18 protein-coding genes, 1 pseudogene and 1 riboswitch are annotated in these 16,356 nt (G+C 38.7%); of the genes and pseudogenes, 15 read left to right on the forward strand and 4 right to left on the reverse strand.

Annotation, left to right across the window (positions count from 1 at the left end):
* The first annotated feature begins 11 nt into the window (after positions 1–11).
* From NSS81_RS16255 to NSS81_RS16285, 7 genes and pseudogenes are all read left to right on the forward strand, one after another.
* Positions 12–617, forward strand: a complete 606-nt coding sequence (locus NSS81_RS16255; protein ID WP_342429717.1) for an ECF transporter S component — start codon at positions 12–14, stop codon at positions 615–617.
* Positions 618–866: 249 nt separating this feature from the next.
* Entirely contained in the window at positions 867–1,634 is a 768-nt protein-coding gene (locus NSS81_RS16260) for an energy-coupling factor transporter transmembrane component T (RefSeq protein WP_342429718.1), read from the forward strand.
* Positions 1,631–2,473: an ABC transporter ATP-binding protein gene (locus tag NSS81_RS16265; RefSeq protein ID WP_342429719.1), complete on the forward strand. Its 843-nt coding sequence runs from the start codon at positions 1,631–1,633 to the stop codon at positions 2,471–2,473. Before NSS81_RS16260 ends, NSS81_RS16265 begins: the two co-directional genes overlap by 4 nt.
* On the forward strand, positions 2,466–3,257 hold the full coding sequence (locus NSS81_RS16270; RefSeq protein WP_342429720.1) for an ABC transporter ATP-binding protein: 792 nt from the start codon (positions 2,466–2,468) through the stop codon (positions 3,255–3,257). The genes NSS81_RS16265 and NSS81_RS16270 overlap by 8 nt, the downstream gene beginning before the upstream one ends.
* 130 nt (positions 3,258–3,387) lie before the next feature.
* Positions 3,388–4,429, forward strand: a pseudogene (locus NSS81_RS16275) (IS1595 family transposase).
* Between the two features lie 111 nt (positions 4,430–4,540).
* Positions 4,541–4,912 (forward strand): VOC family protein, encoded by a 372-nt coding sequence (locus NSS81_RS16280; protein ID WP_045516608.1) that lies wholly within the window; start codon positions 4,541–4,543, stop codon positions 4,910–4,912.
* Between the two features lie 303 nt (positions 4,913–5,215).
* Positions 5,216–5,446, forward strand: a complete 231-nt coding sequence (locus NSS81_RS16285; RefSeq protein WP_342429721.1) for a hypothetical protein — start codon at positions 5,216–5,218, stop codon at positions 5,444–5,446.
* A gap of 46 nt (positions 5,447–5,492) precedes the next feature.
* Here NSS81_RS16285 and NSS81_RS16290 read toward each other — a convergent pair whose 3' ends face one another.
* Positions 5,493–6,005, reverse strand: coding sequence for a DoxX family protein (locus tag NSS81_RS16290; protein ID WP_342429722.1), 513 nt, complete (start codon positions 6,003–6,005; stop codon positions 5,493–5,495).
* Positions 6,006–6,274: 269 nt separating this feature from the next.
* Here NSS81_RS16290 and NSS81_RS16295 point away from each other — a divergent pair, with 269 nt between their 5' ends.
* The 4 genes from NSS81_RS16295 to NSS81_RS16310 all read left to right on the forward strand — a co-directional run bounded on the left by NSS81_RS16295 (position 6,275) and on the right by NSS81_RS16310 (position 9,618).
* Entirely contained in the window at positions 6,275–7,471 is a 1,197-nt protein-coding gene (locus NSS81_RS16295; protein WP_342429723.1) for a class I SAM-dependent rRNA methyltransferase, read from the forward strand.
* Between the two features lie 136 nt (positions 7,472–7,607).
* Complete coding sequence (locus NSS81_RS16300; RefSeq protein ID WP_342429724.1) at positions 7,608–8,324, forward strand: MBL fold metallo-hydrolase; 717 nt, start codon at positions 7,608–7,610, stop codon at positions 8,322–8,324.
* A 1-nt stretch (position 8,325) separates the two neighbouring features.
* A complete protein-coding gene (locus tag NSS81_RS16305) occupies positions 8,326–8,895 on the forward strand; it encodes a WHG domain-containing protein (RefSeq protein WP_342429725.1) in 570 nt (189 codons plus the stop codon).
* A 114-nt stretch (positions 8,896–9,009) separates the two neighbouring features.
* Positions 9,010–9,618 (forward strand): exonuclease domain-containing protein, encoded by a 609-nt coding sequence (locus NSS81_RS16310; protein ID WP_342429726.1) that lies wholly within the window; start codon positions 9,010–9,012, stop codon positions 9,616–9,618.
* Positions 9,619–9,975: 357 nt separating this feature from the next.
* On the opposite strand, the gene NSS81_RS16315 is transcribed toward NSS81_RS16310, so the two are convergent.
* Positions 9,976–11,073, reverse strand: a complete 1,098-nt coding sequence (locus NSS81_RS16315) for a citrate synthase/methylcitrate synthase (protein WP_342429727.1) — start codon at positions 11,071–11,073, stop codon at positions 9,976–9,978.
* A 110-nt stretch (positions 11,074–11,183) separates the two neighbouring features.
* Here NSS81_RS16315 and NSS81_RS16320 point away from each other — a divergent pair, with 110 nt between their 5' ends.
* A complete protein-coding gene (locus NSS81_RS16320) occupies positions 11,184–12,062 on the forward strand; it encodes a LysR family transcriptional regulator (RefSeq protein ID WP_342429728.1) in 879 nt (292 codons plus the stop codon).
* Between the two features lie 51 nt (positions 12,063–12,113).
* Here the strand turns inward: NSS81_RS16320 and NSS81_RS16325 are convergent, their stop codons facing one another.
* Positions 12,114–12,635: a DinB family protein gene (locus tag NSS81_RS16325; protein ID WP_342429729.1), complete on the reverse strand. Its 522-nt coding sequence runs from the start codon at positions 12,633–12,635 to the stop codon at positions 12,114–12,116.
* 285 nt (positions 12,636–12,920) lie between these two features.
* Between NSS81_RS16325 and gndA the strand changes: the two genes are divergently transcribed.
* Entirely contained in the window at positions 12,921–14,333 is a 1,413-nt protein-coding gene (gene gndA / locus NSS81_RS16330) for an NADP-dependent phosphogluconate dehydrogenase (protein ID WP_342429730.1), read from the forward strand.
* Positions 14,334–14,380: 47 nt separating this feature from the next.
* Here the strand turns inward: gndA and NSS81_RS16335 are convergent, their stop codons facing one another.
* Entirely contained in the window at positions 14,381–14,866 is a 486-nt protein-coding gene (locus tag NSS81_RS16335; RefSeq protein WP_342429731.1) for a QueT transporter family protein, read from the reverse strand.
* 8 nt (positions 14,867–14,874) lie between these two features.
* Positions 14,875–14,919, reverse strand: a riboswitch (PreQ1 riboswitch).
* A 224-nt stretch (positions 14,920–15,143) separates the two neighbouring features.
* On the opposite strand from NSS81_RS16335, the gene NSS81_RS16340 reads away from it, so the two are divergent.
* Positions 15,144–15,470 (forward strand): PadR family transcriptional regulator, encoded by a 327-nt coding sequence (locus NSS81_RS16340; RefSeq protein WP_342429732.1) that lies wholly within the window; start codon positions 15,144–15,146, stop codon positions 15,468–15,470.
* A gap of 2 nt (positions 15,471–15,472) precedes the next feature.
* Positions 15,473–16,249, forward strand: a complete 777-nt coding sequence (locus NSS81_RS16345) for a hypothetical protein (RefSeq protein ID WP_342429733.1) — start codon at positions 15,473–15,475, stop codon at positions 16,247–16,249.
* The last annotated feature ends 107 nt before the right edge of the window (positions 16,250–16,356 follow it).

Genomic DNA, 16,356 nt, shown 5'->3' on the forward strand with positions numbered 1-16,356 from the left:
GGGTTTTATCAATGAAAAAACAAAGCATGTGGTCGTTTCGCTTTTCAACTGCGGCATTAGTCATGATACCAGCAGCGGTAGGAATTAACTATATCGGTAAACTATTTGCCGGTTTGTTAAAGCTACCATTATGGTTGGATTCAATCGGAACGGTTTTAGCTAGTATGCTCGCAGGTCCAGTCATTGGTGCATTGGCAGGGGCGATCAATAATATTATTTATGGATTAACCGTTGATCCGATTTCATTCGTCTATGGAATTACCAGTGTCGCCATTGGTTTAGGGGTAGGGATTTTATTTTACAAGGGTTATATTTCGAGTTGGGGAAAGGCGGCACTCGCTGGAATCATAATCGGACTTGTTGCGACGGTTGTTTCCACACCTATTAATATTGCTTTCTGGGGTGGACAAACGGGGAACGTCTGGGGCGATGCATTATTTGCAGTAGTTCTAGCAAACACTGATTCTATTTGGCTAGCATCCTTGCTTGATGAAATCGTTGTGGATGTCCCGGATAAGTTAATGGTCGTTCTCATTAGCTACGGTATTTTCAAAGGATTACCGCGTAATGTTGCTCAATTATACAATTACAATAATAAGATAGAGACTCTTGATTAAGCCTTATTGAAAGTCTGTGTTAAACTTGGTTGTTGATTTGCGCTCCAGGTACTTCGTTTTCCGCGGGCGTGCCGGGGAGCCTCCTCGGCGCTGAAGCGCCTGTGGGGTCTCCCCAGCCCCGTACTCCCGCAGGACATTGAATAGGCTTCCTTGAATTAGCACCGCACGAAGGAAATGCGGTAGCATTTTCGAGGAGTTCTTCGTGCCTTCCGCTCCAATCAACAATGAAAAAGAAAGATGGTGTAGCCTTTGAAATCAATAAGCTTATATACAGAACGAGCCTCCATCGTTCATGATATTGATCCAATAACAAAGCTCTATTATATTGTTTTTGTAATTATGGTTCCTATCATTCTTCCATCGTTCACGATATCGTTTATCTGTGTGGGAATTAATATTCTATTATTACTCGTAGCAAAGGTTTTTAGAAAAACACTCCCCGTATTTGGATTTGTCCTTTTGGTTCTAATCACAGTCGTCATCATTCAAGGCATGTTTCGACCTGAAAATGAAACGGTCCTTTTTACATCAGGACCTGTCATCATGTATGAGGAAGGGTTGCTCTATGCTCTAAAGATTACGCTTCGGGTGATTAGTATCGTAGGTTCGTTCATGATTCTTGTCCTAACGACCAAACCGTCAGATTTGGTGGAATCACTCGTTCGAAAAGGGTTATCGCCTCGAATTGGCTATGTTATCATTTCGGTCTTTCAAATCATTCCGGAAATGGTTGCGATGATGGGGACGATTATGGATGCACAAAGGGCTCGAGGGATGGAGACTGAGGGAAACTTGCTAGTCAGGATCAAAGCGTTTTTACCGTTGTTAGGTCCTGTTGTTTTAGGTTCGCTGATTAATACACGGGAAAGAGCGATGGCATTGGAGGTAAGGGGCTTTAATTCACAAGCCCCGAAAACCTACTTATATGAGGAAAAGACGTATGTTCATAGTAAAGCCCTTCAGTTTGGATTGTTTGTAATAATGGTTGGTGCTTTAGCCTGGAGGTTACTATCATGAAGAAAATTATCATTGAAGGTTTGAAGTACAAATATCCCTCTTCTGAAATATTTGCCCTTGATAATATCTCCTTTGAGGTGGAGAAAGGGGAATTTATCGGCATTATCGGGAAAAATTCAACTGGGAAATCAACTCTGTGTCAAGCGATTGTTGGTCTTGTTCCGCATTTTTACAAAGGGGCATACGGTGGAAAGGTTCTGGTTGATGGATTAGAAGTGAAAAATCACTCGCTTGCAGAGACTTCGTTAAAGGTGGGAATGGTTTTTCAAAATCCGTTTACACAGGTAACGGGGTCAAAGATGACCGTTTATGAAGAAATTGCTTTCGGACTTGAGAATATCGGTGTACCTCGAACGGAAATCATTGAACGAATTGATAATGTGTTAAAGTTGTTAAAAATCGAGCATGTGAAGGACCATAATCCATTTGACTTGTCAGGCGGGCAAATGCAAAGGATGGCAATCGCGAGTATTATCGCCATGAAACCGGATGTGTTGGTGTTCGATGAACCGACTTCACAGCTTGATCCCGAAGGTTCGGAGGAGGTATTCCAAGCGATTCAAAGCTTGAGCCATCAGGGGATAACCGTAATTATGGCGGAACACAAAATGGAGAAAATTGCCCAGTTTTGTAATCGCGTACTACTGCTTGATAATGGGAAAATGGTTGATTTTGATACACCAGAAAGAATATTCTCAAGAGAAGATTTGGAGGAGTACGGTGTGGTTGCACCTGTATTTACCCGAGTCTGTAAGGCCTTGGGAGTTAAAAAAGGTGAGTTTTATCCCGTTACACTAGAGGACGCACTTTCAGTATTGGGGGGTAGGAGAAATGATTAATGTTTCCCATCTCTCTTTTTCTTATGAAATAGGAACCCCGATCCTTTCGGAAATTAATTTAGCATTTGACCAACGGACGACTGCGATTATCGGCCAAAATGGTGCAGGTAAAACGACGCTTGTTAAGTTGCTTAAGGGTTTATTGAAACCTTATAACGGAGAAGTTTTAATAAAGAATATTGATGTGAAGACTGTGACTGCGGCTGAACTTGCGAAAACAGTTGGACTCGTCTTTCAAAACCCAAATGATCAAATTTTTAAACAAAAGGTTTTAGATGAAGTAATGTTCGGCCCGCTGATGATTAAAATGAATAAAGAAGTGGCGAGACAGAAGGCCCTTCAGGCATTGGCGATGGCTGGACTCTCAGATAAAGCCGAAATGAATCCCCATGATTTAAGTTTATCGGAGAAAAAACTGCTTTGTATCGCCTCTGTTGTTGCCATGGATACTGATATTATTATTTTGGATGAGCCTACGATTGCGCAGGATCAAGCAGGAAAAGAGAAGATTCGCCATATAATCAACTTTTTAAAAACGAAAAGGAAACTGGTCATGACAATCATTCACGATATGGACTTTGTCGCTGAGAACTTTGAACGGACAATTGTCTTAAGTGAAGGGAAGGTACTTCTTGATGGAGATACCCGTTATGTTTTTTCACAAAAGGATATATTGCGAGAGGCACATGTCGAAGCACCTGGAATAACACAATTGGCGCAGGAATTGGGAATAAAGGAAACTGTTTTATCAATAGAAGAGTTTATTAATACTAAGAAACGTTAACAGCCTTCACATCATTGTGAGGCTGTTTTTTTTGAAATGGCTTTGTTAAAGAATAATGTTGTTATTTGATTTTCTCGAACGGTTGTTCTATAACGGGTGGACTAAAATTACCGAGAGCGAGTGAGTTTTAATGGTGTTAGCGGACATAATTAACCAAATCAGAAATCTTAGCCGAAGAGACCAGCAGCGATTGAAGGAGTTCTTTACAAACTCATTAGGGAGTGCAGCAGAAACAGAGTCTGTATTCAAAGATGTATCAGAACAGAAACACAAAGACGGCTACACCTGCACTCATTGTCAATCCACTAACGTCATTCGTTTCGGTAAATACCAAGTTAAAACTTACAATCAATACCATTGAACGCCAAAGATACCGCTGCAAAGAGTGCTGTAAAACATTCACAGATATGACGAACACTCCTCTTCACAGAACACATATGCCGAGTAAATGGCTTCAGTTTATCGAATGTATGATTGAGGGGTATTCCCTTCGAAAATCAGCTAAACTCATTGGTGCTCATTATGTGACGCTTTTTTATTGGAGGCATAAAATTCTAACTGCATTAAAGCAGATGGATTTTGAACTTTTTGAAGGCATAGTAGAAATGGATGAAACCTATTTTCTCTATTCCGAGAAAGGAAAACGGAATATCCAAGGACGAAAACCAAGGTTACGCGGTGGGAGTTCAGAGTTTAGAGGAATAAGCAAGGACCAAGTATGCGTTCTTGTAGCTAGAGACCACCAAAAGAGAACGTTTTCCAGAACAATTGGAAAAGGGCGGATTATAAAAAAGAGTTTAGACGAAGCGTTAGGTTCCAAGCTATCAATTCAAAATGTTCTATGTACGGATGCTTGGCGGGCGTTTATGACTTATGCCAAAGAAAAAGGAATTGAGCATCATCGCTTTAAAGCAAATGGTAGGGAGCGAGTTAAAGGGATTTATCATATCCAGAATGTAAATAGTTATCACAGCCGTTTAAAGAGCTGGATGGAGCGTTTTAATGGTGTAGCGACTAAATATCTAGACCATTATTTGAGCTGGTTCCAATTCTTAGACACCATCAAACATATAAAAGATAACTTTACGATAACCAAAATGGTTTTAGACAGTTGTTCTTTCTCAGTTAACATAACTTATGATAAACCAACGTTATCAGCATTTTCCGATTAATAGGAAGTTTATTGTTCCGTTAAAGGGCAGGTTAATTCAATAATCGGAAGGAAAAAGGTATATAGAAAGGGAACTATTTGATATACCAGATTAAATAAAGGAGAGAAGGCTATGAGTAAATCATTTATTGAACAAGTACATTATATTAGAATTCCTGTAAAAGATTTAGAACTGTCTGCACAATGGTATAGAGATGTATTAGGGCTCCAGTTACTAAACAATACTGAGGAACTTGCAATTTTAAAAGTAAATGAAGGACCTTTCTTACTTATCTTAGTTCCTACCGAAGATGAAACATTTGCACATTTTACAATTGATAATGAACAAGAATTTAGCATTGGCTTTACAAGTCCAGAATTATCTAAATTTCATCAACACTTAATTGATAATCAAGTTAAGGTCGAGGATATAAAAGAAGATAATGGTCATGCCTTTTTCCACTTTTATGACCCAAATGGTAATAAACTTCAAGTCCACTGGTAAGATTATAATAAATAAATTACCTTATTTCATTAACGGGTGCTTTAACGGAATAAGAACGGGAACGTCCAAATCAGACGTTCCCATATTTTTTGCCTGAAAAACAACAATACTATTTAACAAAGCCTTTGAAATAGAAAAGTATTTCGGTTCTATAAAACAATTTTATGCTTATTAGTTGTTGTTTACACAATATTTGCAATATAATTAGGATAGAGTAGTTCACAAAATAGACATATTTATATCGTTGAAATATTTGCCAAAGGGATTAACAAGTTAATTGGGAGAATATGGAGGGATAAGAGAATGATAAGGATGGCTGTTGCGGGTGTTTTAGGTTTTGTTCTTATTGTTATTGAATCGATGATTGTGATTAAACTAAAAGGGTATCATGGCATTGAATTCGGGGGAATTGCTCCTTTTGTCAGCGTGTGGGCGATGAATTTCTTCCTTGTCTTTTCCATACTCACCCAAGTAACGAATTGGTACCAAAATCGAGAAGGTTTTGAAAATGGTGAAGAAGATAATATCTATTAGAAAACGAAAAAAATTGCCCCAATCATTATGATTGGGGCATGTTTTATTATGCGTGTTGCTTTGCAGTAGTTTTTCCTTTAAATACAGTTTTACGAATGAATGGAACCACCCAGCGATCAAGACCAATGCGGCCGGCATTATAACCAGCGAACAAAATGATTGCGCCGATGAAAAGGTCAGTCGGAATATGAGATACCGTTCCTGCAAGGAAGAAAGAAAAGTTCATAACAAGACCGAAAAACGCTGCTGCTGTTGTTAAACAACCAAGAATAAGACCTAATCCGATTAAAAATTCTCCAAGTGGAACGATTGTGTTGAAAATATCTATATTTGGAATAGCAAAGCCTTCTAAGAAATTAACATACCAACTATAAACCATACCGCCATCTGGCCCTTTTACTGGATTTGCAACTGCATTTGCTAAATATCCAGAAGCGTCAAAACTACCGCCTGTAAGTTTTCCCCATCCAGCTGTTAACCATGAATATCCGAGATATAAGCGAAGAACTGTCAATATGCCCGCTGCAACTTTGTTTTCTCTTAACCAATTTACTACCATTTAAAACATCCCCTTGTTAATTAAGTTTTATATAATAAGTACATTGCTAATATAACAGATTTAGTTTGAATTGAGGGTATATTGTTCACTAGTTCACAATTCTGTAAAAAAGAATTGAACACTTTTTGAACGCGGGCAGTACGAACGAAAGGAACTCTTTTTAAAAATTTACTAAAGAATGGTATGATATCTGTATTCACAGAACGTTTTATTTGGGGACGGACTGTATAAAATGATAAGAAGATTATTAAATTTGATAGGATGAAATCATGAAAAAAGAAGTCAGTTTAAAAGTAAAATCAAAATTTGCAAATAAGTATAAAAGCGGCTATCCGTTAATTTCTAAAGAATCAATTAGCAATCCAAATGAATTAAGTGAGGAAGGCAGTATTATCAAGCTTGTTGATGAACAGCTCAGGTTTATCGCCAAGGGCTACTATGGCAAGCAAAATAAAGGTCTCGGTTGGGTACTAGGTAAAGATGAAAGAGAAGTGTTTGATCAAGAATTTTTTTCGAAAAAGCTAAAAAGAGCCTTTGAACAAAGGTCTTCTTTTTATAAAAGCTCGGATACGACTGCCTTTCGGGTGTTTAATGGTGAAGGGGATGGGGTCGGTGGGTTAACCATCGATTACTTTGATGGCTATTATTTGCTTACCTGGTACAGTAAAGGCATCTATCATTTTCGGGAATATATCATTAATTCACTTAAGGAACTGGTTGATTTTAAAGGGATTTATCAAAAGAAACGCTTTGATGAGAGTGGTAAATACATTGAAGGCGATGACTTTGTAGCTGGCGAACGTGGCGAATTTCCGATTATTGTCAAAGAGAATGGTGTGAACATTGCTGTTTATTTAAATGAAAGCGCGATGGTCGGTGTTTTCTTAGATCAACGGGATGTAAGAAGAACGATAAGAGATGGTTATGCCAAAGGAAAGCGGGTATTAAATACGTTCTCCTATACGGGTGTTTTTTCAGTGTTTGCAGCTGCAGGAGGCGCGGTGAAAACAACGAGTGTCGATCTGGCTAATCGAAGTAAGAGCAAAACGGTAGAGCAATTCAGTGTAAATGGAATCGATGCACAGACTCAGGATATTATTGTAGAGGATGTATTCAAATACTTTAAATATGCTGTTAAAAAGGGACTGAAATTCGACACGGTCATACTTGACCCGCCAAGCTTTGCCAGGTCAAAGAAATTTGTATTTAGTGCGGAAAAGGATTATACAAACCTGTTGAAGGAAGCCATTGCGATTACCGAGGATAATGGGATTATTGTCGCTTCTACAAATAGTAGTTCGTTTGGGATGGGGAAATTTAAAGGGTTTATTGATACAGCTTTTAAAGAATTAAATAGTCAATATAAAATCATGGAGGAATTCTCACTTCCTGTAGACTTTAGGACGATTAAAGAAATTCCAGAATCCGATTATCTTAAGGTAGTTTTTTTGAAAAAAGTAAAATAGAGTGAGTTCTGCCGCCAGTTTCACCTCAATCAATTAGGATTGAGGTTTTTTTGGATACTTTTTCAAAAGCGGTTGATAAAACTAATGTTATTAGTTAAAATAAAACTAACGACATTAGTCAAAGGGGTTGATCAAAATGAGAGTGATCATAAACGGATTTTTAACTCAGGTGACATTTATGGCAAATGTTTTTCCAGTAAATTGCTATTTGGTGGAGGAAGAGGAGGGTTTGACCCTGATTGATGCAGCACTCCCATATAGTTCAAAAGGGATATTAATGGTAGCGGAATCCATTGGAAAGCCCATAACAAAAATTGTTTTAACACATGCGCATGAGGACCATCTAGGAGCACTTGATTCAATTAAAAAAGTACTACTCGATGTTCCGGTTTATATTTCAGTACGTGATAACAGATTAATGAATGGGGACCTCTCGCTTGATTCGCATGAGAATCAAATACCGATTAAAGGCGGCGTGCCGAAAAAACTAAAAACGAGAGCGAATATCTTGTTGAAAGAAGGAGATTTAGTCGGTTCTTTAGCAGTCATTGAATCTCCAGGTCACACACCGGGATCGATCTCATTCTATGACACTCGGTCACATGCTTTGATTGCGGGTGATGCCCTTCAAACGAGAGGGGGAGTGGCTGTGGCAGGGGAGATAAAGCTTCGGTTTCCGTTCCCTGCATTCGGCACCTGGAGTAAGGAGACGGCATTAAAAAGTGCTAGAAAACTAGTGGGATATGGTCCGAAGCTGTTAGCAGTTGGCCATGGTGAAATGATAGAAAATCCCGTGAAAGCCATGGAACAGGCAATCTCAAATTTAGAGAAAAAAATAGATAGGAGTAAATAGGATGTCACCTAGACCGAAAATTGGACTGGAATTAACAACAATACTAGAGGTAGCAGGGGAAATAGCGGATCAATATGGAATGCAAGAGGTTACTTTAGCGAATCTGGCCAAGAAGCTAAACATTCGCCCCCCGTCACTATATAACCATTTTGATGGATTAGCTGACCTTAGGAAGAAGCTAGCGATTTATGGAATGGAGAAACTCTACATTGCGATGGCTCCTTCAGCTAATATAGTATCAGGTATGGAAGCCATTCAAGCAATTAGTATGGCATATGTTAATTTTTCACGGTTGCATCCTGGCATTTATGAGGCAACGTTACTTGCACCTGATATGGAAGATGATGATGTCCAGCAAGCGGGGGCAAAAATTGTTGAGCTTTCTGTTCGTGTGTTACAGTCATTTCACCTAGAAGGTGACCGTGCATTACACGCTGTAAGAGGATTACGCAGCATCCTGCATGGCTTTTCATCCTTAGAACAAAACGGAGGGTTCAAATTAGCCTTGGACTTAGATGAGAGCATAAACATAATTGTAAAAGCATTTATTAATGGGATGAAGGATGTCTAGCTATTTAGTTTATGGTTGGAAAATTTTTTCACTGAGGACTCGTTCAGTAGGCGAGTCTTATTTGTATAAGTGATGTTATAATAGGAATAACTTAGAATTAAAGGGTGGTTGAATATGCGCAATCAGGAAAAATTGGGATTAGTTGTTGACGTTGAAACAACAGGGTTAGGGCCAACGACAGATGAAGTAATCGAACTCGCATTAAAATTATTTTCTTATCGCACGGATACCGGAGAGGTCATCGATATTCTTGAAGAAGATTCCTTTTTGCGTGAGCCACTTTCAAATACAGCAAGGAACAACTATGACAACGCCTATAGAGTCCACGGAATTCCTTACGAGTTAGTAAGAGGGAAAAGCTTTTATGATGTGAAAATAAAAACGTATTTCCATCGTGCTGATTCTGTATTTGCTCACAATGCCTCCTTTGACCGTAGCTTTCTGTACCAGATGTATCCTGAGGTCAACGACTTGAAATGGTATTGTACGATGCGGAGTATTCAGTGGAAAAACTACGGCTTTGCGAATGGGAAACTGCTCACGCTTTTACAAGCACATAACATAACCAATTACCAAACACATAGAGCGCTTGATGATATTACATACTTGATGGACCTGATGAAAAAAACAAGTCCAAACGGAAATCTTTATCTTCAAGAAGTACTCGAAAAAGGACCAATGAGAAAATACCAACCAGCCGCCTCGCGTACAAAATTGGGGTAAAATGCACGTTGCGAGGCGACTCCGTAGAACAAAACGCGGTTGAAAAGTAGGAGAATGTTTCATAAAGATGATGAAAGACAAAAGAAGGTTGGAAAGTAAGTGAAATGTCTTTCATCAAGGGAATGAAAGACAAATGCAGGTTGGAAAGTAAGGGAAATGTCTTTCATCAAGGGGATGAAAGACAAATGCAGGTTGGAAAGTAAGGGAAATGTCTTTCATAAAGGGTATGAAAGACAAAACCCGGTTGGGAAGCAAGGGAAATGTCTTTAATAAAGAGGATGACAGACATAACCAGGCTGGGCAACTAGGGAAATGTCTTTCATTTACGCCCTTGGTCCCTGTCACCATTTCTCTCCCTCATCCGTTTTTGAAAAAAGGTCCAATATATTCAGACTCTGGTCGGTAGATGGTGTTGTTTTGGGATTGTTCTATGACGTGTGCGGTCCAGCCAACGATTCTGCTGGCGGTGAAGGTTGGTGTGAATAGTTCTGGTTCCATGTTGATGGCTTTCATGATGGCGGCAGCATAGTACTCTACGTTAGTATATAGAGAGCGACCAGGCTTAAATTGCTCCAATAATTTAATTACCGTATCTTCTGCATCGATGGCGAGGTCAAGCCATTCGTCTTCACCGACTAACTCCATTAACTTCGCCTTCAAAGCCATTGCCCTAGGGTCACGAGTTTTATAGACTCTGTGTCCAAAACCCATTAATTTTTCACCTCTAGTTATCTTCTCTTTTATGACCTTCTCCGTTTCTCCAACACTTGCAAGCTCATTTAACAGTTCGATTACTCCTGAAGGAGCACCGCCATGAAGTGGGCCTTTCATTGTACCAATTGCTGAGGTGATGGCTGAAACTAAATCGGATTCAGTGGATACTGTCACTCTTGCAGAAAATGTTGACGCATTCATTCCATGCTCTAAAGTTAAAATCATATACGTTCCAAGTGCTTTAACGTGAGCGGGTAATGGAACTTCCCCTGTAATCATATACAGATAATTTTCAATATGGTCTAAGGCAGGTTGAGGAGGAACAAACATCTTACCCGCCAACTGCCTGGTTCGGTAGGCGATAATTGTTGGCAATAGAGCGGTCAACCTGATCGCTTGTGGAACAGTGGGCTTCCAAGCATAATTGAAATTCCCCCCTTCAGCAGAAATGGCGGTACGAATGACTGCCATTAAATCCATACTTTTAGGAAGATGGTCTATGATCACTCTAATATTTTCAGGCAGGTTCCGGTTATTTTTCAGCTGATTTTGAAGTTCATATAACTGCTCTGCATTAGGGAAAACACCAAACCAAAGTAAGAAAGCAACCTCCTCAAATGTAAATCTATTCGTAATCTCTCTTATTTCATGCCCTCGATAATATAACTGACCTTTTTCGCCATCAATATGACTGATTAAAGTTTCAGTTGCAATAATTCCCTTCAATCCTTTTGGTATCACAAGAATCACCCTTTCTTTTGTTATTTATATCTTATAAAATAAACACAATTAAGAATATTGAATAATTTTAAAGTAATTGATTATAAAATTTAATAAGGGGCTAGGGTTATATGGAATTTCAGTGGTTAAATACATTTGTCACAGCTGCTGTGTGTGGGAATTTTAGAAGAACAGCAGAGCTCTTATACATCTCTCAACCATCGGTAACGGTACATATCAAACAGTTAGAAAACGAGCTTGGGGTTCAGTTGTTTCATCGAGAGGGGAGAAAAGTAAAATTGACAGAGGCGGGGATAAGGTACTTGGGGCACGCGAAGCGTTTACTAGAGGTGTATCAACGTGGGTTAGAGGATTTGTCTTCCTTTAGTCAAGGATATACAGCGAAATTAACACTGGCCATTTCGCCGCTGATTGCAGATACAATCTTGCCATATGTGCTAAAAAGATACACAGATCAGCATCCAGAAGTGGAGATATCTGTGAAAATATTAGAATCAGTCGATATAGAACAGGCGGTATTAAGCGAAGAAGTGGATATCGGATTGTCGTGCTTAAATAGCTTACATCAGGAATTACTGTGTGAGCTTTTATATCGTGATCAAGTCGTCTTGATTGCCCCGCATGATGGAAGAGATTCAGAATTCGCACCACCAATAGATGAAGAAGAAGTGCTTACAAACAATTATCTACTCACACATAACCATCCTGGTTATTGGGACTTACTATGCCGTGTGGTAAAAAGTAAATATCCAAGTATACGAATGATGAAGGTTTCACAGGTTCATATTACCAAAAGATTTATTGTTGAGGGGCTAGGAGTTTCCTTCCTCCCAACATCAACGGTTAGAAGAGAGCTTTTAGAAGGCAGATTACTAGAGGTAAATTGTCATTCCATAAGCCTACCTGAAGCAAATACGTATGCCATCATGAAGTATGATCATACCAAGCAGAAGGAGTTTTTAACGTTCATTTCAAATTATAGAATATAGATAAAAAAGAAAACCCCCATAGGGTAAAAGTATGGAGGAATTCCAATATTTCTACATTATTGAAAGGTAGCGTTCCGTGATGATTGTACGGTGGTGAATGGCATGGCCAGCAATAATATAGGCAATGGCCTGTGTAGTGATTTCTGCAACGTTTGCAACTCCTACTTTTGCCCAGGCATCCGTAGGCATGTTATGGATTAAAGTTAGTGTAGCTTTTCTGGTCGCAATAAAGTCGTCAAGGATATCCCTGATCGGAAGCTGGTTTATTTGTGAGCTGACCACATAATCATTCTCATTAAAACCTGACAATGAAGTTTGATCACCGCGGCCGATCCGCATCAGCCGATAGCTCATAATTCTTTCAGTATCCGTCATATGGCCAAGCACTTCCTTAATACTCCACTTCGTAGGGGCATAACGGAAAAGTCCCTCTATTTCGGAAATACTCTCAAAGAGTTGAACCGTTTCTTGAAGATTTTCGTTTAATAACTGCACCAAATCAGTATCGGGCACTAAACTTACATAAGGTTGATAATACGCTGGGTACTCATTTTCTGTTGGACGTTGAATCATTTTATTTTCTCCTCCCTGAGCAACTATTTACTATTCGAAATAATCTAAAAAATACCTTTATATTTATTATAACTTATTGCTCAACAATCGACGATTTGAATTCCTTTCATTAACACGGATAAATGTTTAATATAGACACTAGGGGAAAATTTTTTACGAGTCACATAGTTCCACCGAGGAGTGGGAAAATAAGTTATATGGAAAACATTGGTTTAGAATGCTGCAATCATATTCCGTATTTCTACAAGCTGTCTATTTGGAAAAAAGAAAGGAAGAGGGATACATATGTCTAAACAACAAATTGGCGTGGTCGGTTTAGCTGTTATGGGGAAAAATCTTGCCTTAAATATTGAAAGCCGGGGCTATTCGGTTGCTGTTTTTAATCGTTCAAATGATAAAACAGAAGAGTTTTTAAAGCAGGAAGCTGAAGGTAAAAATTTTGTCGGTGCTTCAACCATCGAAGAATTTGTTCATTCATTAGAAACACCGAGAAAAATACTATTAATGGTAAAAGCAGGTGCAGCGACAGACGCTACTATCGATTCATTAAAGCCCTATCTTGAAGAAGGTGATATTCTTATTGATGGAGGAAATACCTTCTTCCAGGATACCATCCGCCGGAACAAGGAGCTAGCAACAGCAGGATTTCATTTTATCGGCACGGGTGTTTCCGGTGGGGAAGAAGGCGCATTAAAAGGTCCTTCGATTATGCCTGGCGGTAAACAAGAAGCCTATGATCTTGTAAAACCAATTTTAGAAGCCATCTCTGCTAAGGTCGATGGAGATCCATGTTGTACATATATTGGACCAAATGGTGCAGGTCATTATGTAAAAATGGTGCATAACGGAATTGAATATGGCGATATGCAATTGATTTCAGAGTCTTATTTTATCTTAAAACACGTCTTAGGTTTAGATGCAGATGAATTACATAAGGTATTTGCAGAGTGGAATAAAGGTGAATTAGATAGTTATCTAATTGAAATTACTGCAGATATTTTTTCAAAGAAGGATGAAGAAACAGGTAAACCACTTGTTGACTTGATTCTTGATACGGCTGGCCAAAAAGGAACAGGTAAGTGGACTAGTCAAAATGCATTAGATTTAGGAGTACCGCTGCCAATTATCACAGAATCTGTATTTGCTCGATATATTTCAGCAATGAAGGACGAGCGTGTAAAAGCAAGCAAGATTCTAAATGGACCAGAAGTGAAACCATACGAAGGTGATAGAGCTGAGCTAATTGAAGCAGTGCGTAAAGCCTTATATATGAGTAAAATTGTTTCTTATGCACAAGGCTTTGCACAAATGCGTGCGGCATCTGAAGAATACGACTGGAATCTTCGCTTCGGTGATATTGCGATGATTTTCCGCGGTGGCTGTATCATTCGTGCGCAATTCTTACAAAAAATAAAGGATGCTTATGACCGTGAGTCAGAATTAGCGAATCTTTTATTAGACCCTTACTTTAAAGAGATTGCGGAAAGCTACCAGCAGTCGTTACGCCACGTCCTTGCTGTTGCGATCGAACGTGGAATTCCTGTGCCTTGCTTTGCGAGTGCAATTGCCTACTATGACAGCTACCGGACAGAAACACTCCCAGCTAATCTGTTACAGGCTCAACGTGACTACTTCGGTGCACACACCTATCAACGGATTGACAAAGAAGGAGTCTTCCATACAAATTGGATGAAATAAAAGAAGAGCTGTTGCTTGATTGAAACCAAGCAACAGCTCTTTTTTTGTTAAACCATCTTTTCAAAGTTAACCCGTTTGTTGACGAAATACATGACAGGCATTCCCACTGCCATCACGACAAATTCGCCAATTGCAACAGTTAGCCATGTGAATAAGAATGGAAAACCTAATGCAAGATTTAGTTCAATGGCAATTAAGAACATCGTAACCGTGAAGACTACGGTGTTTACTGCCATTCGAGTCCAAATTCCTTTAATATAGCGGGACGATACAATCGTAATTGTTAAGGCAAGCAACGACTGACCGACGCCAAAGATAAGGTCATAGGCGACCATGGGTGAAAAGAATAAGTTTGTTAAAAACACACCTAATATGATCCCAAAGATATACTTCTTGTTGAACACAATTAGATGGTTAAACATTTCAGAAATCCGGAATTGGATATTGGTGAATCCAAAAGGCGCAATCACTGCCGATACAGCAATGTACAAGGCGGCCAAAATCGCATTTCCGACAATCGTCTTAATATTCATATGAAATTCTCTCCTTAGTTTTTTTGCGTGGGAGGTTCTCGAACCACGGTTAACTCACGAACTACAATACTAATGTATATGAATCTTCTAGTCAATATATCTTTTTTAAAAAATATTGGATAAAAATGCAATTTATTCTATGTTCACCTTGTTCATTTATTTACCATATGCTAAACTATAGCTATATTGTATTGCAAGGTAATGGCGATGCATTTTATTTTTGTCAGCTATATTGCTTTGCAATATAGTTCAAGTCCTTTAAAAGGAGGGCCACCTATTGTCATCAAGTCAAATGTTAAAAGGCATTTTAGAAGGCTGCTTACTAGCTGTCATTGCGAAGGGTGAAACGTATGGATATGAAATGATTGAAAAACTAGAATCATACGGTTTTACGATGGTAAGTGAAGGAAGCATCTACCCATTGCTGCTTCGGATGAAAAAAGAAGATCTTGTTACAACGAGAGTGATCAAATCTTCAACAGGACCAAAGAGAAAGTATTACACATTAACCCCAAAAGGGTTAGAAGCTCTCGAAGAATTCCGTAATCGATGGACTGAGTTGTCTGTGAGTGTTTCAAAATTAATGTATAGAAATGGGGAATGAAGTTGGAACGAAGAGAATTGTCGGTACAGAGCAAGGATTTCCTTGAAAATTTACGCATGTATTTATTTTCAAGTGGCAAAAAAGAGAAAGAAATAGACGAGGTTGTTGAGGAATTGAGTGACCATCTAGAAGAAGCAGAACAAGCTGGTAAGAATGTTGAGCATATTATTGGTCAATCTCCGGAGCATTATATGAAGCATCTATCAGAGGAGATGAGCACGGATTATAAAGGGTGGACTAAATTTGTCCCTATTTTCATTATTGGTGTAATGGCGTATTTTCTCTTAGAAGATGCTCTTCAGGGGACGATTCACTATTCGTTATTAGACCTTATTGGTTTTCCAATCGTATGCTTAATACTACTGAAAGTCTATATGATGACTTTTAAATATTTGTCAAAAAGAAAAACCTCCATCTTAAAGGAATTTGCTGTTTTTTATGGAGTTGGCTTGCTATCCATCTCATTATTTATAGGACTATTATTGGTGAAGAAAAATTTTGGAACCCCGTTTATCATAGTGGATAGCATGCTGGGAAGAATGATCATCGGTTCATTGGCAGTCTGTATTTTTGTCGGGATGGCACTCTGGAGCAAAACATGGTTCTCAATTTTCATTCCGCTTATCATATTTGTGCCTCAGTTCGTCACACAGTTCTTACAAGTAAGTGATAAAACGGAAATCCTGTTAAATTCATTTCTCATTTTTGTAGGAATAATCATTTTTGGTATTTTCGAGTTAATAAAACTGAAAAAATTAAAAGCTAAATCTATATATTAATCCGGTTAAAATTTTTCCATCTGTACACTCTAAAAATAAAAAGGGATGGGTAATCAGAGTCAGACTCCAGTACAGGAGGTCTGACTCGATTTTTTTGAACACTTTTA

The sequence above is a fragment of the Neobacillus sp. FSL H8-0543 genome (assembly GCF_038592905.1).
Classification (GTDB): Bacteria; Bacillota; Bacilli; order Bacillales; family Cytobacillaceae; genus Neobacillus.